This window comes from Frankia sp. AgB1.9 (assembly GCF_016786355.1).
GTDB lineage: Bacteria > Actinomycetota > Actinomycetes > Frankiales > Frankiaceae > Pseudofrankia.
In genome coordinates, this window is record NZ_JADWYX010000100.1 from 13,512 (window position 1) to 34,885 (window position 21,374).

Sequence of the window (21,374 nt, forward strand, 5' to 3'; positions counted from 1 at the left end):
CGCCGGATGGTCGCGATCCAGCGCGATCGTCGCCCGCGCTGCCGCTATTAGAAGGCTAGCGGCGACAGGGTTCTGGACTCGTCCGCGATCGATTCGCTAGCGTGAATATTCGTACGGCAGGCCCGTTTCGATGACGTCGAATCCATGTCGCTGCGCCTGGCCGACTCGCGACGGGCGGCACAGCCAGCAGCGCCGCGCGTCGCGAGCGGGACGGCATCAGGACGTCGGAGGCAACGAGTCCCAGAGCGAACAGTGGTGGTCGTTGACCACCGAGGAGATGCTCACCGGCCTGGTCCCGGCCGGGTCGAGCGACTGCACCTGCCGGCTGACCGCCGCCGGCCAGCGCGGCTGCCCCGTTGTGTCCGGCACTCCGTACCGGGCGAAGTGCGTCCAGTAGTCGATGATCTGGTTCGACAGAGCCAGCTGCGCGGGCGTGAACCGCGGCGCACCGCCCTGTACCGGCGTCCGCTGGAAAACGTACGCGAGCTCCGACCCGTGGTAGGCGCCGAGCGGGAAGTCCGACTGCAGAAGGACGGGCGGGCTCGGGTCGTTGAACTCGTACCCGTACACGAGCGTCGAGCGGGACAGCGCGGCGTCGGCCCGCAGCGCCGGGCAGGTGAAGTCGGAGTCGGTGACGACCGCGGCCAACGCGAGTGTGGGCGAGGAGTACTTCGACGCCGGGTACGCCGCCAGCACCTTTTGCGAGCTGGCGCCATATTGCTGCGCCACGAGACCTTCGTATTGCGGCTCGGTCGGCCGGAAGGTACCCAGGGCGAGAAGCAGCAGCAGCGTGCCCTCGTCGTGGTTGGTGCCGTTGATCAGCGGCACCCGGTGGTATTTCCCGCTCTGGAACGCCGTCTCGACGTCCGTCGGCAGGATCCGGGTGCCCGTCGCGAGCGTTGGCATCGAGGCGCTGCTGGCCGCCAGCACGTCGGCCGCACTCCTGCCGCGCAGACAGGCGAGCTGGGTGGCGGTGTCCGTGCAGCCCAGCTTCTGGGCCAACGCGCTGCCCGCGGCCGCCGCCTTCGGCTGTGCCACGGCTCCTATGCTGCAGCCGCTCTCGGCGATCGCCCGCTGGAAGAGGCCGGCGGCGCTCGGCGAGGCCAGCTGGGCGCAGACCGAGGACCCGCCCGCCGACTCGCCGAAGATCGTCACGTTGTGCGGGTTGCCACCGAACGACGCGATGTTGCTCTGCACCCAGCGCAGCGCGGCCTGCTGGTCACCCAGGCCGTAGTCGCCGGACGCGCCGCCTCGGCTCTCGGCGTCGAGCGCGGGACTGGCGAGCCAGCCGAAGGCCCCGAGACGGTAGTTGATCGTGACGACGATGACGTTGCCGCGCCGCGCGATCACCTCGGGGTCGTACTGCGAGCCCGCGCCGGAGACGAACGAGCCGCCGTGGATCCAGACCATCACCGGCAGGTGGGCGGATCGAGGCTGTACGGGCGGGGTGTTGACGTTCAGCGTCAGGCAGTCCTCGGAGGTGCTGCTCGGCCCGCCAATGCCCGGGGTGGCGGTCTGCGCGCAGATCTGGCCCCGCGTCGTCGCCGCTCGCACGCCGGTCCAGGGCGTCTCCGGCCGCGGCATGGTCCAGCGCAGCGCTCCGACCGGCGGCGCCGCATAGGGGATGCCGGCGAACAGCCGACCCTCGTCGTGCACGGCACCCTGCAGCACGCCGTCCGAGATACGGACCTCGGAGGGCCCGCTGGCTAATCGGGACGCCGTGAGCGTGGCGTCCCCGGCCCCCGCCTCCGCCTGCGACACCGCCAGCACCACGCTCACCGCGACCGCTCCGCCGACGGCGGCGGCAACCAGCGAACCCCGACGGCCGCCAAAGCCTCGGGCTCCTCGCCTTGACCACGCCGCCATCCGATCTCCTGTACTACCAGCCAGCCTCGGTAACACCACGCCTTCCTCTCAGGGCAGACGTTCGTTCGGGTGGTAATGGGCCATGGAACGATCCGGTCCGCTGGGCCCCTTTCTTCGGGGGGATCTGTTTTGCCTTCCGGGGAGATGACCTGCCGCCGGGCCATCTCGGAGCGGGCCTGACGGACGCCGTCGCGTTCGCGTCCGTCAGGCACGGCTCTGTTCGGAGACGTCGCCGGCAAGGAGGCGGTGCTGGTAAGGAGAAGCACCGGTCAGGAGAAGGCGCCGGTCAGGAGACCGCGACGCCCTTTACCTCTGCCCCGCAGACCGGGTCGGCGCCCGCGACCAGTCGGAAGGTGCTGCCCTCGAACTGCGTGATCCAGACACAGTTGTCGACGCCGGCGATGATGTTCTCGCGGTCGTTGATGTCGATCTTACGGCCGCCGAGCAGGCCGAGGGCTCCCCAGTCGTGGACCTTGGAAAGGGCGGTGATCAGGGTCGCGGAGCTGGGGGCGCCGCCGGCGTCCTTGAGGCCTCGGACGAGCAGGCCGATCGAGGCATAGCCGTTGTACTCCGCGTAGGTCGGGGCACCGGTCGTCCCGGTCGCGCCCAGATCCGAGACGAACTGCTTCGTGGCCGCGCTCTGCATCTCGACCGGCTCGTACGCCAACGAGAAGTAGACGTTCTGGGCCGCGGCCGTCGCGCCCGGCCCGGCGCCGAGGAGGTCGCCACCGTAGCCGACCGGGAGCAGCGCGGCCTTGAGGTCGACGCCCTGCTGCCGCAGCGCCGTGATCAGGGCGAAGGAGGTGTTGGGCGCGGTCGCCGAGGTCACGCCGTTGACGCCGGCGTCCTTCATCGCGAGCGAGACGGGACCGACGTCGGTGCTGCCCAGCGGGAACTGGGCGTTGACGTAGCCGACCTTCAGCCCGGCCGCCTGGGCCGACGCCGCCGAGGACTTGGCGCCGGCGGCGGACTGCGGCGAGGCGCCGTAACCGATCGTTCCCACCGTGGTGACGCCGCGCGCCTTGAAGAACTGTCCGACGGTGGTGGCCACCTTCGTCTGGTGCAGCGCGCCGAGGACCGGGAACATGCTCAGAGTCGTCGACCACTCCGGCCCGTCCGACCCGGAGCCGATCACGGGAACGTTGTGCGCCGCGAGGTAGGGCGCGGCGATGAACGTCAACGCCGACTGGGCGATGACCGCTGTCACGTGATCCTGGGTGACGAGTTTCTGCGCGGCGCTCAGTGCCGTCGTCGGGGAGGTCTGGGTGTCGGCCAGCACGTATTTGATGGTGTAGCCGTTACGGGCCGCGTACTGAATACCGGCCTTTATCCCATTGATCGCGGACTTGTTCGTCGACGCGGCCGCGCCGGTGTCATCGACTAACACCCCGATTGTCAGCTTCTGGCTGGCGGAGCTCGAGCCGCCGGCTGGAGTCGTCGGGCTCCCCGACGAGCTTCCACACCCAGCGGCCGTCAGCGCGGCTGCCGCCACGGCGACCGCCGCCGTCAGCGCCTTCCGTCCGGAAAACATCTATTCCGCCTCACTCTCGTCGTCACCAGCTGAGGTCCACGACCGGCTCTCGGCGGCCGTCGCTCGCTCGCCAGGCGGACTCGGCTCTCCAGGCGGACTCGGCCCTCACCACATAGCGCATGCTGCGTTGCGTTCGTTATGCACTAGTCGACGCGTCGGTAGCGAGCCCGGGCCGACTAGATTCATGCAGCGATGAATGAGAAGACAGCCGCCGCCGCGCTCGTGCCGGAACTCGCCCAGCTCGCCGCGCTCGGCGTGGAGCGCTCCATCACGCGGGCGGCGGCCCGGTCAGCCACGAGCCAGCCCACACTCAGCCGCGCGGTTCGGCGCTGGGAGGACGCGCTCGGCGTGCGCCTGGTCGAACCGCACGGCCGCGGCATCCGGCTCACCCCGGAAGGCGGCCTGCTGACCGCCGCAGCTGGCGAGGCCTTCCGCCTGATGGAGACCGCCGTGCGCCGGGCCCGCGGCGAGGCACCCGCGCCCACGCTCACGATCGCGTTCCTGCGATCGCTCGGCCCGCCGGTGGTGGGCGAGCTCGTCTCGTCGTTCCTGCGGGAGCATCCGGGTGTCCTGATCGCGCACCTGGAGGCCTCCACCGCGGCGGTGCTCGACGGCATAGACGCACGCCAGATCGACCTCGCGGTGACCGCTCCCCACCCGCCCGGGCGGTTCGGCTGGCTCCACCTGGGCGACCAGGCGATCGTGCTGATGGTGCCCGCCACGCATCGACTGGCCGGCCGGAGCACCGTCGGGCTGCGGGAGGTGGCCGACGAGGCCTTCCTGTCCCTCGACCACCGCTTCCACACCCGGCAGGTCACCGACGCGCTGTGGGCGGCCGCCGACCTGACGCCGCGGATCACGATGGAGGCCGACGACCTGCGCACGATCGCGAACTACGTGTCAGCCGGGCTCGGGCTGGCCCTCGTGCCCGCCGACTCCGCGGCGCACCCGCGCACGGTGAACCTGCCGCTGGCGGAGGCCGGAGCACGCCGGGAGTTCGGCCTCGCCTGGCGCGCCGCGGACGACCGGCCGCTCACCCGGTCCTTCGTCGACCACGCCCGCGAGCTCAACGAGCGCTATCCAGGATGGGCGGACATCGACCTCTGACGCCTGGCGCGGCCAGCCGGACGGCGAGCCCGCCAGCCGGCTCAGGCGAGCAGCTCGGTCAGAGCGTCGGCGATCGCGGTCATTCCCGCCAGGTTCGGATGAAACGAAGCCCCGGTGCGTTCGACCTCCGGCACGAAGCTGAAGACCCACGGGTCCTGGGCGGTGCCGCCCAGCTCGTGCCCCTCGCTGAGCACGGAGGCCGCCAGCAGCTCGGCGCCGGCGCGCTTCGCGGCCCGCTCGTGGGCCTCCCGCAGCGCCGCCTGCACGCGCAGCAACGCCGTCAGTTCCTCGGCCGAGAAAGGCACGTCGACGCCCGGCCGAGTGTCGTCCCCGAGGCTGGTCAGATAGTCCACGAGGATCACGCGGCTGCGCGGGGCGCGTCGGCGCGCCTCGTCCACGATGCCGGCCAGACCGTCCGCGACCTGCTCCACCTCGGCGTCCGTCGGGTCCGGGATGCCGGTGGCGCCCAGCATCTCGTCCAGCATCCGCACCATCACGCCGTCCGGGTCGTGGCTGCGCCACGCGGCGGCCAGCACCGAGCCCACGAACCGCAGGTCGTTGCCGCCGGCCGTGACCGTGACGAGGTCAGCGTCGGCGGGGAGGCCGTCGATCTGCGGCGCGAACCGGGCACCTCGCATCGTCGTCTGCGGGCTGCGCAGGATGGTCTCGGTGGTCGCGCCCGAAACGGTGAGGTCCACGAGCCGCGCGCCGAGCTGTTCCGCGCACAGGTGCGCGTAGTTGCGGGCCGACCGCATCGCGGCGGCGTCCTCCACCGGCTCGATGCCGGGGCCCGCGGCGTAGGAGCTCCCGAGCGCGGCGATGATCTTCGGCGCAGCCATGGGCCGATACTGCCAACTCGCGGTCGACAGACGCGCGGCCAGGCGGCGCTCCCATGCACGCCTGCATGATTCCGACGAGGTCAGGCGGGGGACCCCTTGGCGTCCTGCTCGCCGCGCACGACCGTGTCGGCCAGCAGGTGCAGCCATTTGGTGACGAGCGCGTCGGCGTCGACCGCGGTCGCGTCGACGTCCGCGATGGACAGGCCGATGGGGCGAAACAGCCGCCAGCCGAGCGCCACCAGCTGCAGGAAGGCGGCGAAGACCCGCGCCTCCTCGTCCGGCACCTCGTTGCCGTGCGCGCGAGCGTCGCGGGCGACGATTCCCGCGACCTGGCTGAGCGCGGGCGACGGCCCGAAGACATCCGCCGAATAGCCGCCCTCCAGCGCGACCCAGCCCATGATGCGACCAATGCTGTCGTCCGCGATCGTCAGAAAGATGTCGACGACGTCGGTGAGTGCCTCGACGTGCTCGAAACGGCCCGCGGAGCGGGCGGCGACACGCTGGTAGACCTCGTGCAGAAGGTCTTCCTTGGTGCCGAGGTACTGATAGACGAGGCCGAAGTTCACCCGGGCCGCGTCCGCGACCTCGCGCAGCCGCACATTGGCCGGGCCCTGCTCGGCGATCAGGCGCTGAGCCGCCTCCAGCAGCGCCTCCCGCACCTCCTGGCGCCCGCGAGGCCGCCGCTCGGCGGCATCCGCGGCGGGCGGCGTACCCGAGGGCTCTGAGGTGTTGCCGCGAACTGCCACTCCTGGATCCTAGGCCGGTCCGCCCGCGCCGGGCGCTCAGCCTGACCAGGCGCTTGCGTGGGTCTAGTCACATGGCTATAGTCGTCTGACTAGCAACGGTGAGCGGGTCCGCGAGCCCTCGTCTTCGCGTCGGATACACGTTCAGGGACCGGAGTCCGTCAGTGGCTGACACCCTCAGTTTCACGCAGCTGTATATCGACGGACGGGCCGTCGACGGAGAATCCGAGCCGCTCGGGGTCGAGGACCCCGCGACCGAGGAGATCTTCACGACCGTGCCCACCGCGTCGCCCGCGCAGGTCGACGCGGCGATCGAGGCGGCCCGGCGCGCGTTCGACCGGGGCCCGTGGAGCCGCCAGCCGGTCCACGAGCGGGTGGCCACCCTCGCCCGGATGGCGCAGGTGCTCGCGGCACGCCGCGCGGAGCTGATCGAGACGGTGATCCGGGAGACCGGCGCGACCCAGCTCGTCGCGCAGTGGGCCCAGGTCGACATGTCCCTCGACCAGGCCCGCCAGCTGCCGGAGCTGTTCGCCACGCTGCCCGAGTGGGAGCACAACGAGGTCCCACTCGCGGAGTCGTTCGACCCGGCCGGCCGCGATGTGGTCATGAGCGTGCGGCGGTACGAGCCGTGCGGCGTCGTCGCCGCCATCACGCCGTACAACTTCCCCCTGCAGACGGGCGTGTGGAAGGTCTTCTCGGCGCTCGCCGCCGGCTGCTCGGTCATCCTGCGGCCGAGCCCGCTCACGCCCCTGACCGCGCTGGCGCTCGGTGCCGCCGCCCAGGAGGCCGGGCTGCCGCCGGGCGTGCTCAACGTCGTCGTCGAGGCCGGTTCGACCGGCGCCGAGCTGCTCACCAGCGACCGCCGGGTCGACTGCGTCTCCTTCACCGGGTCGACAGAGGTCGGCCGGCGCATCGCTGCCCAGGCCGCGCCGACGGTGAAGCGCCTGCTTCTCGAACTGGGCGGCAAGTCGGTGCAGCTCTATCTTCCCGACGCGCTCGACCCGGGTGCCCTCGAAGCCGGCGTCGCCACGGTCTTCGGGTCGCAGGCGGGTCAGGGCTGTGCGCTGCAGACGCGGGTGCTGGTGCCGCGCGAACGCCTCGACGAATGCGTCGAGCGGGCCGGGGCCGTCGCGCGGTCGCTGCGGGTGGGCAATCCGCGTGACCCGGAGACCGCGGTGGGGCCGGTCATCTCCGCCGCGCAGCGCGACCGCGTCGAACGGCTCGTCGCGGCCGGCGTCGAGGCGGGCGGGACGCTGGTCGCCGGCGGTGAGCGGCCGGCGCGTCTTCCGGTCGGCTACTACGTCGCCCCGACGGTCGTGCGGGTCGAGGACAACCGCAACCCGCTCGCCCAGCACGAGGTCTTCGGTCCCGTCGTCACCATCCAGGGCTACGACGACCTCGACCAGGCCGTCGAGATCACGAACGACTCGGAGTACGGCCTGGCGGCCGGCGTCTACACCGCCGACCTGAAGCTCGGCCTGAGTCTCTCGGACCGGATCCGTACCGGCACGGTCCAGATCAACCGAGGCGCTGCCAGCGCCTACACGCCAATGGGCGGTGTGAAGCAGAGCGGGATCGGCCGCGAGCGCGGCGTCGCGGGTTTCCGGGAGTACCAGGAGCTCAAGCACGTCGTTCTGGCCGGCGCCCGCTGACGATCGGAACGGGGACATGGAGAAATCAGGCCTGGCCTTCTCGGTCGACCGGGAGTCGTGCCTGGGATCAGGCTCCTGCGCCTTCCACGCGCCGGGAACCTTCGATCTCGACGACGACCTGAAGGTCGTCCTGCTGGCCGACGGCGACCCGGACACCGCCGTCGCCGCCGCCATCGACTCCTGCCCGTCGGGAGCGCTCAGACGCAAGGAGACGGGATGACCGGCAACGACACGACCACCAGCGCCAGCGAAGCCGGCGCCGCGGGATATACCGCCCCCGACCTGGCGCTTTTCGGCGACGGGCACGTCGAGCGCTATCTCCAGACGGACGGCGCCGTCGGGCACGCCTGGAACGGCGTCACCTGCCTGCTGCTGTGGACGGTCGGCCGGCGGACGGGCCAGCGGCGGGTGAACCCGCTCATCTACGGCCGCGACGGCGACGACTACCTGGTGATCGCCTCCCAGGGCGGGTCGCCGAACCACCCCGGCTGGTACCACAACCTGCTCGCCCAGCCCGAGGTAGAGGTGCAGGTGGCGGCGGACCGGTTCACCGCGCGGGCGCGTACCGCCGAGGGCGAGGAGCGCGACCGGCTCTGGACGCTGATGGCGGCGCGCTGGCCGAACTACGACGAGTACACGAAGCGGACGACCCGGCGGATTCCCGTGGTCGTCCTGGAACGCGCCTGATGCCCGCCGCCGAACCGAACACGGAACTCGCAGACCCGGGCCGAAGCCGTTCCCGGACACGACAGGGGCTGGACTGACATGAGCGACATCGCGACCCTGGACCCACAGCGCATCCGCGAGCTGTTCGACCTGCGCAGCGACGTCTACGCGAACCGCGGCGGTGGCTTCGACCTCGACTTCTACCCGGAGCTGCACCGGCTTCGCGAGACCGGCCCGGTGCACCCCGGCATCGTCGGGCCGCTCGTCGGCTATCACGGCGAGGCCTTCTTCCAGGGCCTCCCCTTCCCCGACCTTCCGCACTTCTCGGTGTTCGACTTCGCCACCTGCCAGGACGTGCTGCGTGACGGCGACACCTTCGTCTCCAAGCCGACCGCGCCGGGCCCGGAGCTCGACCTGAGTGACAGCGTGATGCTGTACTTCGACGGCGACCGGCACCGGCGGTACCGCGCGCTGGTCCAGTCGTCGTTCGTCCCGAAGCGCGGTGCCTGGTGGTCCGAGCGCTGGATCGAGAGCACCGTGCAGGAGCTCATCGACACGTTCGAGCGCAACGGGCGCGCGGACCTCAACGTCGAGTTCTGCGCCCCGATCCCGCTGCTGACGATCTGCGGCAGCTTCGGGATCGGGGTCGCCGACGCGCTGCGGGTCCGCGAGGCCGCGACGTCGGACGGCGGTGACCGCGCGCTGCTCGCCAGCATCCTGATGCCCATCATCAGCGAACGGCGCAAGGAGCCGCGGGACGACATCATCAGCGTGCTCGTCCAAGCCGAGGTCGCCGAGGGTGACGGTCCACGCCAGGTCCTCTCCGACGTCGACATCCTGGGCTTCGCGCTGCTGCTGCTGGCCGCCGGCTCGGGCACTACCTGGAAGCAGATGGGCATCACCCTGCTCGCGCTGCTGCGTCATCCACGCTGGCTGGAGGCCGTCCGCGCCGACCGGACGCTGCTGCGCCCGGCGATCGAGGAGTCGCTGCGCTGGATGCCCACCGACCCGATGTTCACCCGGTACGCCCTGCGGGACACCGAGCTCGGCGGGGTCGCGATCCCGGCCCGGTCCGTGGTGCACCTGTGCTTCGCCGCGGCGAACCGGGACCCGGCCCGCTGGGAGCGCCCCGACGAGTTCGACCCGTCCCGCCCACCGGGCGCGCACCTCGGCTTCGGCGGCGGCCCGCACATCTGCCTGGGGATGCACGTCGCCCGAGCCGAGATCCACACCGCGATCGACGCGCTGCTCGACCGCCTGCCCGGCCTTCGCCTCGACGAGGACGCCGAGGCGCCGCAGATCATCGGCATGTACGAGCGCGGTCCGACCTCGGTGCCGGTGGTCTGGGACACGCCATGACCGGCCTGGGCACCGACGGCGCGGCGCTGGTCGTCGAGGACTTCGAACGGGTGGCGCCGCCGCTGACCGACCGGACCGCGGCGTTCTGGACCTCGGGCGCGGACGGCCTGCTGCGGATCGCCCGCTGCCAGGACTGCGGTCGCTACCTGCATCCGCCGCGTCCGGTCTGCTCGAACTGCCAGAGGCGTGACGTCGCGTTCACGCCGGTGTCCGGGCGGGGCACCGTCTGGTCCTGGACGGTCAACCGCTACGGCTGGGTGCCGTCCATGCCGCCGCCGTACCTGGTGGCCGACGTCGAGCTGGTCGAACAGCCCGGTCTGCGCCTGCTGACCAACCTCGTCGACTGCCCGGTCGACGAGGTGTACGTCGGCCTGCCCGTCCAGGTGTGCTTCGCCAGGGCCGGCGAGGCATACGTGCCGCTCTTCCGGCCGGAGGCCGGCAATGGGCAGAGCCGGCCGGATCAGCGATGACGCGGGCTGAGGACCTGGCGGCGATCAGCGGGGCCGGGCGGTCGCGGATCGGGCGGCGGCTCGGGATCGACCCCTGGGTGCTGACCGCGGACGCCGCGCTGGCCGCGATCGCCGACGCCGGGCTGACCGCGGCGGACATCGACGGGGTCTCGACCTACCCGGGGGCGTTCTGGTCGACGCCCGGGATCACCGGCGCCGGCGTCGACGACGTCCGGTCGATGCTCGGGCTGCGGCTGCGCTGGCACAACGGCGGCGGTGAGACCGCGGGCCAACTCGGCTCGGTCATCAACGCGGTCCTGGCCGTGGCGGCCGGGTTCGCGACCCATGTCCTGTGCTTCCGCACGGTCTGGGAGTCCACCGCGCAACAGGGCTACGCGGGCCGGGCGGCGACGTTGCTCGACGGCGGCGGCACTGCGGGGCAGCCGGTCCGGTTCGGCCGGGAGCTCACCCAGTGGACCACGCCGTTCGGGATCGGCTACCCGTCGCACGCCGCCCTGGACATGCAGCGACGCGTCGAGCTCGCCGGCGCCACCCGGGAGCAGTTCGCCCAGGTCGCTCTGGTCAGCCGGGCTAACGCCAGGCGCAACGAGGCGGCGGTCTACCGCGAGCCGCTCACCCTGGAGACCTACCTGGACGCGCGGATGATCTCCGATCCGCTCTGCCTGTACGACTGCGACGTCCCGGTGGACGGGTCGGTCGCGTTCGTCGTCTCGCGCGCCGGGAGCGTGCCTGATCCTGACCGGGCGGTGAGCTTCGAGGCCCTGGGCAGCGCATCTGGTTTCGACGAGGCCGCGGCGATGATGTGGGCGCGCACCGACCTGAAGCCGATGGATGTCGAGGTGGCGCAGGTCTACGACGGGTTCGCCGTCTACGCCCTGCGGTGGCTGGAGGCTCTCGGTTTCTGCGGCCGCTACGAGGCCACGGACTTCGTCGACGGCGGCACCCGCATCTCCGCCGGCGGCGAGCTGCCGCTGAACACCGGCGGCGGGCAGCTGTCCGGCGGCCGGATGCACGGGTACGGCGGCCTTCTCGAGGCCTGCCTGCAGCTGCGCGGCGAGGCAGGGGGCCACCAGCTCGACACCCGCCCCCAGATCGCCGCCGTGACCAGTGGCGCAGAGAACTTCACCTCGTCGCTGCTGCTCGGTGCCCCCCGATGACCGCCCTCCGATGACCGCCCCACCACGCTGACCGCCCGCTCCCCCACCACAGCCTCGCCCCTGACAGGAGCACCGCCACCGGTGATCACGGCGGACGGGCTCGGGGCAGCCGGTGGGTAGCATCCGGATCGTGCGAGACCCCCTCACCCCAGACCGGGTGATCAACGCCGCGAGATCGCTGCTGGAGCGCGACGGCGTCCGGGAGTTCTCCATGCGCAGGCTCGCCGCGGACCTCGGAGTGGCGCCCACGGCGATCTACTGGCACGTCGGCAACCGCGATCAGTTGATCGACGCCGTCGTCGATCAGACCCGGGATGTTCTCGGCCAGGTAAGCACCGTCGGTGAGTCCCCGATGGACCGTGTCCTCTCGACCGCCTCGTCGTTGCTCGCGAACATCAACCAGCATCTCTGGCTGGTCGAGCTGGCCCATCAGCGCGGAATCCTGCTGGCGCTGCTCGGGCCGGCCAGGCGGTCCATCGCGGCGGAGTTCGCCGCCGCGGGGCTACGCGGCCCGGGGATCGCCGATGCGACCAACGCGGTCGTCCAGCTCGTCGGCGACCACGTGACGGTCGGGTACTTCGCCAGGACCTGGCGCGCGCAGGCCGTCGGTGACGATCTTCAGGAAGGTGCCGGCCCGGCCCTCGAGGAGTCCGCCGCCACCGCGCTCTCCCGCATCCCGGACCGGGACCGGACCTTCGCCGTCATGCTGCGGGCGCTGGTCGCGGGGCTGTTGGCGGACTCCGCGGAGCCGGACGGCACCGGCGGTCACCCCGTCGCGAGGATCTCGGCGGGCGCGGGGCCGATGCGGGACGCCGTGGATGTCAGCAGGTCCCGGTCGAAACCGTAGAACTCGATCGCGTTGAGGCCGAGAATGCGCCGGGCCTCCTCGGCCGGCACACCCGCGACCGCGGCCGAGATGGACTTCCTGCTGTCCGGCCACGTGCTTTCCGTGTGCGGGTAGTCGCTGCCCCACATCATGCGGCCCACACCGGCCTCGTGGCGGCGGCCCGCCTCCGCAGCGCCCATGAAGCTCACCCCGAACCAGATGTTCTGCCGCAGGTAGTCGCTCGGGCGCCGGCCCAGTTCCTGGATGAAGGCCGGGCCGACGAGCTCCCGCATGGCGGCCGCCGACTCGTACTCGGCCGCGCCGGTGAGGATGGCGTGCAGCCCGTCATGCTTCACGGCGTCGTCGAGCACGCCGGCGAAGCTCTGCTCGGTCACGACGTAGCGCAGCGTCGGGTGCCGCTCGAAGGCCCCGGCCCAGATGAGCAGCCAGAGGTTGCGGTGCGAGTAGAAGGTGAACTCCTGCAGGTAGACGAGGCGGGCCATCCCCGGCTTCCCGCCGTAGTCCGGCGAGCCGCTGCCGCCGTGGTGGTTGATCGGCACGTCGAGGTCGGCGCAGGCGGCCCAGATCCGGTCGTAGCTCTCATCCCAGATCGGCGGGATCGGGGCGCCCGGCGGGATCGACGGCAGCAGGATGCCGCCGGTCAGGCCGTTCTCCCGGGCCCAGGTGATCTCCGCGACGGCGGCGTCCGGGTCGTTGAACAGGATCTGCGCGATCCCGGCCCGCCGGCCTGGCGTCTCCTGGCAGAAGTCGGCGAGCCAGCGGTTGTGCGCCTGCAGCCCGGCCCAGCGGCGCTGGTGGTCCGCGGCGGACGGAGGCCCGGCGACGAGGCTGGTCTGGGGGCAGAACGGCGGCGCGGTGTTCGGGAAGATGACCTCCGCGACGATGCCGTCCTCCTCCAGGTGGCGTAACCGCTTCGCGCTGTCCCAGTTCCGGTCCGCGTACACGTCGTCGAGATCGCTCCACGGGTTGACGAACTCACGAGCCCACCGGTCGAAATCCTCGCGCCATTCGGCGGCGAGATAGTCGCGGTATCCGAGAATCGGCGCGCCGGCGTGACAGTCCGCCGACACGATCACCACTGGTTCGCTGGCCGTCCGTGCGTCGAGTTCCACGACACCCTCCCGGAGCCCTTTGCACCGCCGCGGTCGGCGGCACTGTAACGGGCGTTACATAGCAAGTACAAGGCGTCTTTGCTATGCATCCGACAGACCCCGCAGGCCCGTCGCCCGCGGCCTCGCTCGGCTGGAGATCCGCTTCTGGCCGGCTCCGGTGCGGGCCGGAGCGGGCCATCTCGGTCGACCGTCACTTGCTCAGTCGGGTGCCGCACCATTGGTCGGGGTTCGAGGCGGGGGCTTTCGGGTTCGGGACTGGGACGTAGCCCGTGCCGGCGGTGTTGACTTTCAGAAAGGTGTAGCAGCGGGCGATCTGGCCGAAGTCCTTCGTCAGGTCGACCGGGCCGGGCAGCAGACCGCCGGCGTCGTAGGAACTGGCTCGCAGCGTGTGGATGAAGCCGGCGCGGGTCGGGCAGTCGCCAGCCTCGTCCAGCCCGTCGAGGAAGAGGTCGGTGAGGATGTAGGTGGCGAAGGCGACCTCCTGGTTCGGTGAGGTGACCTCGGGGGCGTAGGCCGCCATCGCCTCCAGGTAGGTCTCGTGGGCCGGTCCGCCCTGCTCGAAGGGGACGTAGCTGACGGCGGCGGTCAGGCCGCTGAGCATCGGGCCGTACCGCCGCAGGAGCGACGTGTCGTACCCGCTCGGCGTCAGGATGACCTTGACCGGCGCACCGGCGGCCTTGATCCCCCGGATGACCTCGGCCAGGTCGGTGCCGGCGAAGGCGGCCGCGACGACGTCGACTCCGGCCGCGCGCAGGCGCTGCCCGAGCTGGACGGGATCGGTGACGGCCGGGTTGTAGACGAAGGGGCCAGGCGCGATCGGGATGCCCGCCGAGGCGAGACTGTCGCTGATCTTGGTGCCGATGTCGTTGGCGTCCGCGGTGACGTCGCTCTGGATGACGGCGGCTCGGGTGCCGCCCTGTTCCTTCGCGTAGTCGCCGAACGTCGTGACCGACGGCCCGTTGGTGAACAGGTACGAGTAGGTGAACATGTTGCCGTAGCGCGGGTCCGCCCAGAAGGCCTCCGCCGGGATCCCCGCGACGGGGACACCTTGCTCCCGTAGGAACTCGGCGCCCCCGGAGGCGACCGTGGTCGCCTCGACGAGTCCGAAGACAGTCTGGTTGTCGACGAGGTCCGCGACGGCCTGCTGGTTCTGTTCAGCCGTCCCACCGTCGTCGCGCCAGATGTAGGTGATCTTGCGGCCGTGGATCCCGCCGGCCGCGTTGGCCTCCCCGACGCGAGCCTCGAACCCGGCCCGGGCGGAACTCAGCGAAGGGGCGGTCGGGCCGGTGTCGGGGTACACGAAGCCGAGGCGGATCTCGTTGGCGCTGTAGCCGGGGGTGTCGCACGCGGCGGTCGGACCGGTCGACCCGTCGCCTCCTCCAGCGGCCGCGCAGCCTGCCGCCAGCGTGACGGCGACGGCCGCGGGCAGCAGGCCCCCGCCAACGGTGACCGAGAATCCAGGTATGCGCATCTGATCCTTTCCCCGGACAAGCTGAGACGCGAGTAACCCAGCGAGTCGTGGCGTGATTCGCCGGACGTGTGCATCCGGGTGCCCGCGGGACCCGGTGGCTCAGCTCGCCCCGTGAGCTGGTTGCGCGGGGCTGACGATCAGACCGAGCGCCTTGGCGAGAACAGCTTTGGCCTCGGCGCGTTCACACTGGCTGATGGCGGCCTGGCCGACGATTCCGGAGCCGTGGAAGGTGCCGGGGAACAGGTGCAGCTCGGTCGGGACGCCGGCGGCGAGCAGCGCCTGGGCGTAGGCGATGCCCTCGTCGCGAAGCGGGTCGAACTCCATGACCGAGACGTAGGCGGGCGGCAGGCCGGTCAGGTCGGTCGCCCGCGCCGGGGCGGCGTAGGGCGAGACGTCGGGTGTGCCGGGCACGCCCTCGCCAAGGTAGGCGTTCCAGCTGATGACCGCGTTCGGCCGGTTCCACAGCGGGGTGTCGACGAAACGGCGCGTGCTCCCCGTCTCCAGTCGGTCGTCGACTTCGGGGTAGCCGAGGAACTGGAAGCACAGCGGCGGGCCGCCACGGTCGCGGGTAAGCAGGGCGAGCGCGGCAGCGAGGCCGCCGCCGGCGCTGACCCCGTGCGCCGCCAGCCGCGTCGGATCGATCCCGAGATCCCCGGCGGCTTTGGCGATCCATTCCAGCACGGCGTAGCAGTCCTCGAGGCCGGCCGGGAACGGGTGTTCCGGTGCGAGCCGGTACTCGACGGACACGATCACCACGCCGAGCCCGCGGACCAGGTCCAGGCAGGCCGCATCGTCGACCGCAATGCTTCCGATCATGAAGCCGCCGCCGTGGATGTTCAGCAGGCCCGCGGTCATTCCCGTAAGGCCGGCCGGGCGATAGACCCGGACCGGGACCTTCGGGCTGCCGGGCGGTCCAGGCACCCGCAGGTCCAGGACGTCGACACCCGCGAGGTCGGGTTGGTTCGCGTTCGCGAACTCCGCGATCTGCGCGCGTAGCGCCCGCGGGTCGGCGAAGTCGACGGCGGGCAGCATCGGCACGACTGCGGCCAGCTCCGGATCGAACCGGTAGGTCATCGTGGAATTCCTCTCGACGGTGGGCTGGCGGCGCTTTGTCTGATGGCCATGGCCCTTTGTGGGCCCGGTACCGGGTCGCTACTTCTTCAGAACCTGCCCGCAGGACAGGCGGGTGGTGAGGTCGTATTTCTTGCCGTCCAGCTGGACCAGTGACCCGCAGGGCACTCCGGCGGTGTGGTTGAGCGGGAACCTGCTCTGCGGCACCGCGCCGTCGACGTAGTAGCTGTAGTTGTCGTTCAGGGTCTTCAGGAGGCTGTCGACGGTGAGGTTCCTGCCGGTCTTCGTCGCGGCGGCGACGAACATGTCGGCAGCCCAGTAGCCGGCCATGACCGGCAGGCTGATCACGGTGCCTGGCGCGTACTTCTGGATGTCCGCGACGAGCTGCCGCACGCCGGCCGAGGACGTGTCCTCGGTCGGCGACCACTGCAGCAACGTGTATGACTTCTGCAGGCCGGCGAAGCCGGCCGCCGCGAGCCTCGGGTCGTAGCCGACCGCGGTGATCTGCCTGCCGTTGAAGCCGGCGGCGGCCAGCGCCTGGACCAGCTTCGTGGTCGAGGCGAAGTCGGTGACGTACACGGCGACGTCCGGCGGCACGCCACCCGAGGCCGTCATGATCTTGCTGGTGACCGCCGTGACGTCAGCGAGGCCAGCGTCCGGAATGGGGTTCTCCGAATAGACGACCTTCGCGCCGACCGACTGGATCTGCAGCTTGATATCCGCCAGGCCGCTGCGCGCGGAGTCGTTGTCGTTGCCGATCAGCGCGACGGTCTTTCCCTTCGCGTCACCACCGAACAGCGACTGGATCATCACTCCATATGTCGACGACGTGCTCTGGGGGTGGTTGGTGAGACAGCCGGTGATGCCAAAGCCGATCGCATTCCCGCAGTAGCCCGAGTTGATGGCCCACCCGAAGAACGGGACGCTCTCGGAGCAGAAGGTGTCCAGGTAGCCGGCGGAGGCGGTTATCTCGGGTACGACCGCGAAGACCTTGTCCTGGTCAGCGAGGATTTTGGCCTCGCTGACGTTGCGGCTGGGGTCGTTGCCGTCGTCGCGCACGCCCACGAAGTCGATCTTGCGGCCGTTGATGCCGCCCGCGTCGTTGGCCCGATCGAAGCGCGCCTTGGCACCGCTGTCGACTCCCGCCATCGTGCTGCCGTTCGCGCTGGTCAGGAACGCGAGGCCGCCGATCTTGATGGACGTGGCGGTGATCCCGCGGGTCGGGTCGGCGGCCGGCTGGCCGCATTTCAGCGAGCTCGGGGCGACCGTGACACCGCCGTCGCTCCATCCGGTGGGCGGGCCGGCCGTGACGCCGCCGGCGGCGACGGTCGGGCCGTTGGCCGGCGTGGTGGAACCGCAGGCCGCGAGGCCTGTGGTCAGCGCCGCGCCCGCGGCCAGGACAGCCACTAATCGTGAGACGTGCATCGACTACTCCCTTGGGTGATCGCCACGGCGGCGCGCGGCAGAAATACGTGAACTGGCGGCCACGGCAGCGGGTGCCGTGGCGCCACGCGGCGGGTCCGCTGGACTCGCGATCCGGACGCGGCGAAATCGGATATTGGATACAGTTTCGGACAAGCCGGCCGCGATACACCTGGTCAGCCGGCGGGGGCCGCGCGCCCTACGGCTCGGTCAGCGTCGCTCGGGTATGGGAGCGCGCGGCCTGCCATTCGGACTGGGTAGTTCGCACGACTTCGGCGACTGTTGTGATCGCGTGGACGCCGGAGACGGTGTGGCCGGCGCTGCCGCGTCCGGGTAGCAGGCTGGCTGTCACGCCGGTGGGGCCGGGGCCGAGGGTGATGTCGTCAAGCCGGGCGTCGACGACGGCCTGCCTCCAGGCGGGCGAGGCGCCGCTTTCCGCGGTGGCGATGAACTTGGTGCCCATGTAGCCGAGGTCGAAGCCGAGGACGGTCGCGGCCCACAGTGCGATGCCGTCGCTGACCCCGCCAGCCAGGACCAGCGGTCCGGAGAAGAAGGCACGTACGGCGCGGGCGAACGCGAACGGGTTCGCCCAGCCGGTGTTGCCGCCGGCACCGGCGGCCAGCAGTACCAGTCCGTCGGCGCCGGCCGCGGCGGCCTTCTCGGCGTGGGCGAGAGAGGCGACGTCGGCGAACACGAGGCAGCCGCCCCGGTGGAGCGGATCGATGACCGGTACGGGATTACCCACACTCGTGATCACGATGCCGACGCCACGACGGACGATGGTCGCCAGGTCGTCGTCGAGGCGCTGGTTGACGCGGTGGACGATCAGGTTGGCTGCGACGGGGCCGGGCACCGGAGCATGCGGCTGCCTGGAAGCGGTCTGGACCAAGGCCGCGACCTCGTCGAGCCACTCGTCGAGTTCGGCGGTCGACCCGCAGTTGCTGGTGGGGAACGCTCCGACGATGCCGGCCGCGCAGGCGGCGGACACGAGCGCCGGGGTGGACACCATGGTCATCGGTGCGGCGATCAGAGGAACGGTGAGCTGGCCAAACGGCCTGCGGTCCGTCAGCGCGGCGGCCCCGACGGCGGGAATCCTGGCACTCATCGCGACGCCCCCTGGCGGGCCGCGTGATCGCCGGCGGCGTGCCGGTCGGCTGCCCACTGGCGCAGCGTCCCCTTCGCCACCTTGTCGAGGGCCGCCCTCGGTAGCTCCGGAACGACGTATACGGCGTGAGGGACCTTGAAGTCGGCGAGGTAGTGCTGGCAGGCGGCGCGGATGGCGTCCTCCAGAGTGGTCTGCTCGGAATCCGTGATCTCGGCGGTGACGAACGCGACGGCGACCTCACCGCGAACCTGGTCCCTGCGTGCGACAACGGCGGCCTGGCGTACTCCGGCGACCGCGCCGATGACCCGTTCGATCTCCGCGGCGGCCACGTTCTCGCCGCTGACCTTGAGCATGTCCTTGGCGCGGCCGGCGAACTTCAGCGTGCCGCTGGGCAGGATCGTCATCCGGTCTCCGGTCACGAGCCAGCCGTCGTCGAAGGCGGTGGCCGTGGCGGTTGGGTCCGCGAGGTAGCCGGCGAACACGGACAGCCCCGGCACGCCCTTGATGAGCAGGTCGCCGGTCTCGCCGGGGCCGGCGTCCACGCCGTCATCGCGGCGGACCCGAACGCGGTATCCAGGCGCAGGCCGGCCGATCGCCCCTTCCTCCGCGGGCTGGTCCAGGTCGCCGGTCACGGGGGTCGACACGGCCTCGGTCTGGCCCCAGGCACTGAAGATCCGAATGCCGTACCGGGCTTCGAAGCCGGGCATCTCGCCGCCGGCACTCCAGCTGCGATAGCTGTGCTCGGGCACGGGCCGGTCGGCCAGCACCCGCGCCATCAACGGAAGCACAGAGGTGTGGGTGCACCGGTTGCGGACCGAGACGTCCCAGAATCGCGACGCGGAGAACTTCGGCTGCAGGACCACGGCGCCGCCGACCCAGAGCGTCGGCAACGTCTGCCAGCACAGCGCGAGCGTGTGGAACAGCGGGGCGAACACCAGCTGGACGGTGTCCGGAGTCAGCCGCCAGTTCGCCGCACCCACTCGCGCGGCCCACAGGGCGTTCGCATGGGTGTAGAGCGCGCCCTTCGGGCGGGCGGTGCTCCCGGAGGTCAGCTGGACGCACAGCGACGCTGCCGGGTCAGGCCGCCGCCGTGGTGCCAGCCGCGGGTCGCCGACCAGTTCCGGGACGGTGCCGGTGGCGGGATCGAGGAAGGCTGTCCACCCGAGGCCGGTCACCGTCGGGCAGTCCGCGAGCCCAAGCCTGGGGTCGGTGACCATGCCGACCGCGCCGGTCAGCTCGACCGCGTGCCCGAGCTCGTCCTGGGCATACCGGGTGTTCAGGTCGATCGCGACCGCGCCGATCCGGGCGCACGCGAACCACACCAACAGAAACCCTGGGCTGTTGTCCAGATGCACCACGACGGCGTCGCCGACGCCCACGCCCCGGCTGCACAGGCCCGCGGCGACGGCCCGCACATCGCGCTCGAACTCGCCGTAGGTCCACACGCGGCGCTGTCCGTCAGGCGGCTCCCAGACCAGGAACGGACGCTCCCCGCGCCGGCGAGCCCGGTCCTCCAACAGGCAGGTCACGTCGAGACCCACGAAGGGGTGCACGAACGGAAGCTCGGCTCCCGAGGGGATGGCCATGGTCCAGCGCTCCTAGGACGAGACGCCGCGGGTGATCACGGCGACCTCGCCGGTGACGTCGAACAGCTCAGTTGGCGGCATGGCATGACTAACGCACCCGCGTCACCATTCTGTCAACTGGTGTAGCTTCTAAGGCAGTCGAATTAGGGAGTTCGCGCCGCATGACGATCAATCGCACGCACCTGGTGGCACCCCGACAAGATAGCGACCATGCAGTCACGGACCGTGCAGATCTGGTCGTTGGACTGCGACGACCTTTGGAGCTCGCGCGCACCATCGCGGTGGCGTTCGCATGACGCGCGCGTTGAAGCTGGGCGGCGCGGTCGCGGTTGTCACCGGTGCCGGAAGCGGCATCGGTGCCGCCACCGCCCGCGCGTTCACGGCGCGCGGTGCCCGCGTCGTGGTGAGTGACGTCGACGCCGACCGGGCCGACACGGTCGCCGCGGAGATCAACCGAGCCGGCGGGGTGGCGGTCGCCACCCGGGTCGATGTGACGCGCGAGGCGGACCTCGTCGGCCTCCGCGAGACCGCGCTGGAGCGGTTCGGCCGGGTTGACCTGGTCATGAACAACGCCGGCGTGCTCGCGGTGGGCGCGCCCGAGTCACTACCCGCCGCGGCCTGGCAGCGGGTGCTCGACGTGAACCTGATGAGCATCGCGCGCAGCAACGCGGTATTCCTGCCCCTGCTGCTCAGCCAGGGCAGCGGACACGTGGTCAACACGGCCTCCGCGTCCGGCCTGCTCGCCTATGGCTTCGACCGGCTGCCCTACGTCGCGAGCAAACACGCCGTCGTCGGGGTCTCCGAGGCGCTGGCGATCTACCTGGGACCCCAGGGGATCGGCGTCACCTGTCTATGTCCGTCCGGAGTAGCCACCAACATCGTCGAACAGATCACCAGCTACGGCCCGACGCGGTCCGGGCCCAGGGCCCCTCAGCACGCGATCGTCACCGCCGACCAGGTCGCCAGGCTCACCGTCGACGCCGTCGAGCAGGGCCGCTTTCTCGTGACCACTGTCCCCGACATCCAGGCCGAGCTCGCGCGCCGGGCCCACGACATCGAGACCTACCTACAGGCGCGGATCACGGAGCAGACGCCGTGACCACGCCCCCGCGCGTCGGGTTCGTCGGTCTGGGAGACCAGGGCGCTCCGATGGCGCGACGGATCATCGAGGCCGGCTTCGCGACCACCTTGTGGGCCCGGCGTCCCGCCAGCCTCGTCCCGTTCGCCGCCACCGGCGCGCGGCTGGCCGAGACCCGTCGTGCGTTGGGGGCAGCCAGCGACGTCTTGTGCGTCTGTGTCGTGGACGATCGCGGCGTCGACGACGTGCTTCGCGGCCCCGACGGGGCACTCGCCGCCATGCCGGCCGGCGG

Annotated in this window: 20 protein-coding genes; 10 read left to right on the top strand and 10 right to left on the bottom strand. The window is 71.2% G+C overall.

Annotated elements, in window-relative coordinates; genetic code table 11:
• Nucleotides 1-216: 216 nt before the first annotated feature.
• The gene (locus I6A60_RS30470) at nucleotides 217-1,779 is read right to left on the bottom strand and encodes a carboxylesterase/lipase family protein (protein ID WP_203019750.1); all 1,563 of its coding nucleotides are present in this window, start codon (nucleotides 1,777-1,779) and stop codon (nucleotides 217-219) included.
• 373 nt (nucleotides 1,780-2,152) lie between these two features.
• Nucleotides 2,153-3,397 (bottom strand): ABC transporter substrate-binding protein, encoded by a 1,245-nt coding sequence (locus tag I6A60_RS30475; protein WP_203019748.1) that lies wholly within the window; start codon nucleotides 3,395-3,397, stop codon nucleotides 2,153-2,155.
• 192 nt (nucleotides 3,398-3,589) lie between these two features.
• On the opposite strand from I6A60_RS30475, the gene I6A60_RS30480 reads away from it, so the two are divergent.
• Nucleotides 3,590-4,504 (top strand): LysR family transcriptional regulator, encoded by a 915-nt coding sequence (locus I6A60_RS30480; protein ID WP_203019746.1) that lies wholly within the window; start codon nucleotides 3,590-3,592, stop codon nucleotides 4,502-4,504.
• Nucleotides 4,505-4,545: 41 nt separating this feature from the next.
• On the opposite strand, the gene I6A60_RS30485 is transcribed toward I6A60_RS30480, so the two are convergent.
• Both I6A60_RS30485 and I6A60_RS30490 read right to left on the bottom strand, forming a co-directional pair.
• The gene (locus tag I6A60_RS30485; protein WP_203019744.1) at nucleotides 4,546-5,343 is read right to left on the bottom strand and encodes an SGNH/GDSL hydrolase family protein; all 798 of its coding nucleotides are present in this window, start codon (nucleotides 5,341-5,343) and stop codon (nucleotides 4,546-4,548) included.
• An 80-nt stretch (nucleotides 5,344-5,423) separates the two neighbouring features.
• Nucleotides 5,424-6,089 (bottom strand): TetR/AcrR family transcriptional regulator, encoded by a 666-nt coding sequence (locus tag I6A60_RS30490; RefSeq protein WP_203019742.1) that lies wholly within the window; start codon nucleotides 6,087-6,089, stop codon nucleotides 5,424-5,426.
• 161 nt (nucleotides 6,090-6,250) lie between these two features.
• Here I6A60_RS30490 and I6A60_RS30495 point away from each other — a divergent pair, with 161 nt between their 5' ends.
• The 7 genes from I6A60_RS30495 to I6A60_RS30520 all read left to right on the top strand — a co-directional run bounded on the left by I6A60_RS30495 (nucleotide 6,251) and on the right by I6A60_RS30520 (nucleotide 12,237).
• Nucleotides 6,251-7,738: an aldehyde dehydrogenase family protein gene (locus I6A60_RS30495; RefSeq protein ID WP_203019740.1), complete on the top strand. Its 1,488-nt coding sequence runs from the start codon at nucleotides 6,251-6,253 to the stop codon at nucleotides 7,736-7,738.
• Nucleotides 7,739-7,754: 16 nt separating this feature from the next.
• Nucleotides 7,755-7,958, top strand: coding sequence for a ferredoxin (locus tag I6A60_RS30500; protein ID WP_203019739.1), 204 nt, complete (start codon nucleotides 7,755-7,757; stop codon nucleotides 7,956-7,958).
• Nucleotides 7,955-8,425: a nitroreductase family deazaflavin-dependent oxidoreductase gene (locus tag I6A60_RS30505; protein ID WP_203019737.1), complete on the top strand. Its 471-nt coding sequence runs from the start codon at nucleotides 7,955-7,957 to the stop codon at nucleotides 8,423-8,425. Before I6A60_RS30500 ends, I6A60_RS30505 begins: the two co-directional genes overlap by 4 nt.
• 78 nt (nucleotides 8,426-8,503) lie before the next feature.
• Nucleotides 8,504-9,763, top strand: a complete 1,260-nt coding sequence (locus I6A60_RS30510) for a cytochrome P450 (protein ID WP_203019735.1) — start codon at nucleotides 8,504-8,506, stop codon at nucleotides 9,761-9,763.
• Nucleotides 9,760-10,233, top strand: a complete 474-nt coding sequence (locus I6A60_RS42175) for a Zn-ribbon domain-containing OB-fold protein (protein ID WP_238436580.1) — start codon at nucleotides 9,760-9,762, stop codon at nucleotides 10,231-10,233. Before I6A60_RS30510 ends, I6A60_RS42175 begins: the two co-directional genes overlap by 4 nt.
• Entirely contained in the window at nucleotides 10,230-11,390 is a 1,161-nt protein-coding gene (locus I6A60_RS30515; RefSeq protein WP_238436581.1) for a thiolase family protein, read from the top strand. Before I6A60_RS42175 ends, I6A60_RS30515 begins: the two co-directional genes overlap by 4 nt.
• Before the next feature lie 130 nt (nucleotides 11,391-11,520).
• Nucleotides 11,521-12,237 (top strand): TetR/AcrR family transcriptional regulator, encoded by a 717-nt coding sequence (locus I6A60_RS30520; protein WP_203019733.1) that lies wholly within the window; start codon nucleotides 11,521-11,523, stop codon nucleotides 12,235-12,237.
• Here I6A60_RS30520 and I6A60_RS30525 read toward each other — a convergent pair.
• From I6A60_RS30525 to I6A60_RS30550, 6 genes are all read right to left on the bottom strand, one after another.
• Nucleotides 12,156-13,349: an amidohydrolase family protein gene (locus I6A60_RS30525; RefSeq protein ID WP_203019731.1), complete on the bottom strand. Its 1,194-nt coding sequence runs from the start codon at nucleotides 13,347-13,349 to the stop codon at nucleotides 12,156-12,158. The genes I6A60_RS30520 and I6A60_RS30525 overlap by 82 nt on opposite strands.
• Nucleotides 13,350-13,539: 190 nt before the next feature.
• Entirely contained in the window at nucleotides 13,540-14,820 is a 1,281-nt protein-coding gene (locus I6A60_RS30530) for an ABC transporter substrate-binding protein (protein ID WP_203019729.1), read from the bottom strand.
• A 99-nt stretch (nucleotides 14,821-14,919) separates the two neighbouring features.
• Nucleotides 14,920-15,894, bottom strand: a complete 975-nt coding sequence (locus I6A60_RS30535) for an alpha/beta hydrolase (protein WP_203055757.1) — start codon at nucleotides 15,892-15,894, stop codon at nucleotides 14,920-14,922.
• 78 nt (nucleotides 15,895-15,972) lie between these two features.
• A complete protein-coding gene (locus I6A60_RS30540; protein WP_203011798.1) occupies nucleotides 15,973-17,316 on the bottom strand; it encodes an ABC transporter substrate-binding protein in 1,344 nt (447 codons plus the stop codon).
• A 196-nt stretch (nucleotides 17,317-17,512) separates the two neighbouring features.
• The gene (locus tag I6A60_RS30545; RefSeq protein WP_203011799.1) at nucleotides 17,513-18,418 is read right to left on the bottom strand and encodes a nitronate monooxygenase family protein; all 906 of its coding nucleotides are present in this window, start codon (nucleotides 18,416-18,418) and stop codon (nucleotides 17,513-17,515) included.
• A complete protein-coding gene (locus I6A60_RS30550; protein WP_203011804.1) occupies nucleotides 18,415-20,004 on the bottom strand; it encodes a class I adenylate-forming enzyme family protein in 1,590 nt (529 codons plus the stop codon). The genes I6A60_RS30545 and I6A60_RS30550 overlap by 4 nt, the downstream gene beginning before the upstream one ends.
• 292 nt (nucleotides 20,005-20,296) lie before the next feature.
• On the opposite strand from I6A60_RS30550, the gene I6A60_RS30555 reads away from it, so the two are divergent.
• On the top strand, nucleotides 20,297-21,103 hold the full coding sequence (locus tag I6A60_RS30555) for an SDR family oxidoreductase (RefSeq protein ID WP_203011806.1): 807 nt from the start codon (nucleotides 20,297-20,299) through the stop codon (nucleotides 21,101-21,103).
• 50 nt (nucleotides 21,104-21,153) lie between these two features.
• A partial coding sequence (locus I6A60_RS30560) for an NAD(P)-binding domain-containing protein (protein WP_238436589.1) occupies nucleotides 21,154-21,374 on the top strand: 221 nt, incomplete at its 3' end.

Bases quoted from the DNA above. Each gene is read 5' to 3' on its own strand.
- I6A60_RS30475 (WP_203019748.1), bottom strand. From the start codon at position 3,397: ATGTTTTCCGGACGGAAGGCGCTGACGGCGGCGGTCGCCGTGGCGGCA.
- I6A60_RS30480 (WP_203019746.1), top strand. From the start codon at position 3,590: ATGAATGAGAAGACAGCCGCCGCCGCGCTCGTGCCGGAACTCGCCCAG.
- I6A60_RS30485 (WP_203019744.1), bottom strand. From the start codon at position 5,343: ATGGCTGCGCCGAAGATCATCGCCGCGCTCGGGAGCTCCTACGCCGCG.
- I6A60_RS30500 (WP_203019739.1), top strand. From the start codon at position 7,755: ATGGAGAAATCAGGCCTGGCCTTCTCGGTCGACCGGGAGTCGTGCCTG.
- I6A60_RS30505 (WP_203019737.1), top strand. From the start codon at position 7,955: ATGACCGGCAACGACACGACCACCAGCGCCAGCGAAGCCGGCGCCGCG.
- I6A60_RS30510 (WP_203019735.1), top strand. From the start codon at position 8,504: ATGAGCGACATCGCGACCCTGGACCCACAGCGCATCCGCGAGCTGTTC.
- I6A60_RS42175 (WP_238436580.1), top strand. From the start codon at position 9,760: ATGACCGGCCTGGGCACCGACGGCGCGGCGCTGGTCGTCGAGGACTTC.
- I6A60_RS30515 (WP_238436581.1), top strand. From the start codon at position 10,230: ATGACGCGGGCTGAGGACCTGGCGGCGATCAGCGGGGCCGGGCGGTCG.
- I6A60_RS30530 (WP_203019729.1), bottom strand. From the start codon at position 14,820: ATGCGCATACCTGGATTCTCGGTCACCGTTGGCGGGGGCCTGCTGCCC.
- I6A60_RS30535 (WP_203055757.1), bottom strand. From the start codon at position 15,894: ATGACCTACCGGTTCGATCCGGAGCTGGCCGCAGTCGTGCCGATGCTG.
- I6A60_RS30540 (WP_203011798.1), bottom strand. From the start codon at position 17,316: ATGCACGTCTCACGATTAGTGGCTGTCCTGGCCGCGGGCGCGGCGCTG.
- I6A60_RS30545 (WP_203011799.1), bottom strand. From the start codon at position 18,418: ATGAGTGCCAGGATTCCCGCCGTCGGGGCCGCCGCGCTGACGGACCGC.
- I6A60_RS30550 (WP_203011804.1), bottom strand. From the start codon at position 20,004: ATGGCCATCCCCTCGGGAGCCGAGCTTCCGTTCGTGCACCCCTTCGTG.
- I6A60_RS30555 (WP_203011806.1), top strand. From the start codon at position 20,297: ATGACGCGCGCGTTGAAGCTGGGCGGCGCGGTCGCGGTTGTCACCGGT.